The organism is Paenibacillus sp. P4_E11, from assembly GCF_056401635.1.
Map to the genome: position 1 here is coordinate 1 of NZ_JBFUIX010000482.1, position 1,353 is coordinate 1,353.

At 45.2% G+C, this 1,353-nt stretch carries 1 protein-coding gene; it reads left to right on the plus strand.

Going from position 1 to position 1,353, the window contains the following annotated elements:
- Nucleotides 1-1,353: hypothetical protein (locus AC1DWB_RS35300; protein ID WP_477545730.1), on the plus strand; the 1,353-nt coding region annotated here is incomplete at both ends.

Sequence of the window (1,353 nt, forward strand, 5' to 3'; positions counted from 1 at the left end):
CGACAATACTTTCTAAATTGAGTCCAGAAGGTCAATTGCTGAATTTGGTTCGTACCGCGGAGAAGAATGGTAAAACCGTAACGGTTGCAGATAGTATTAAGTTTAAGGAATTAGCGTCCAAGGTGCAGGAAAAGTCAGGGGCCGGGATAAGAGAAAACCAGTTCACTGAAATTCTTAACCGGATGGAGCGCGGCGAGAACATTGGTGCGGATGATATTAAGAAGTTATCCGATTACCTATCTGGTGCTGAGAATGTAGTTAAGCCGAAGAAAGCTGTTAATGTTAAAGACGATCTTCCTGATGATTTCAGGGATGTTAGGAAGCGAGAAAAAATAATATCCTTCTTGGACGATGCAGAGCAAGCAGCATTAGCTAGGATCGCAGCGAGAAAGAATAGACTCAACTCACTGCCCCTGGATGAATGGGCCGATCATGCGATTGTTGTATCTGCTCAGATCGCGAAAGGCACGATCAAAGCAGCAACGCATATCGAGGATATGGTTAAGATGTTCGGCGAGGAAATTCGGCCCGTTGCCACTCAAGTATTCCAAAAAGCACAAGGTTTTGTAAAAAGTGTGTCACGTGGTGCTGGTGAAGGGGATTTAGCAAAAGCTCAGCAAGTTCTTCGTCGTGCTACTGGTCAAACCGATGCAGAAAAAGCGATTGTGCAAGAAACAGCCGAGCATGTGAAGAAATTGATTGCTGATGCTAAGGCCGGGAAGTTAGATGCTGAAGACATTCAGAAGTTGCGTGACTACTCGGACGAAATTGCCGAAATGACCAAAGATGCAAAACCAGGAAGGGTGCTATCACAAGAAGAACGGTTTCTCCAATCAGTGAAATCGTTAGCTAAAAAGATTGCTCAGGTTGAGACGGAGAAAGTACCGATTGACCAAGCTAACCGCGAAGTATCGAGCTTATTGCGACAAGTCGTGAAAATATCCGAAGAAGGGAGCCCAAAGCTACTAAAGGGTCCAATCGATAACAAGGCTTTGAGCGACATTGCTCACGATGTTATGGAGAAGACGAGGCCAAATCCAAAACCGACGACACTCCAAGAGAAGATTGTAGAGAAATATTTGCGGCAGAATCCAAAGGTAAGCGAGAAAGACATTGCCACATTGCGAGAACTCGCAAAAAATGTGACTCGTTTATCAGGAGATCAAGCGCTGGATGCGGATATTRCCATGCAAAAGATTCTGAACAGCTATGAGAAGTCATCCGCATGGGATAAACTTCTAGCCATTCGGTACATGTCGATGCTTCTAAACTCAGGTACACAAGCAGTAAATGCCGCATCTGGCCCTATTATGGCGACAACGGGATACGCTGCTGATGTGATCGGTACCATGA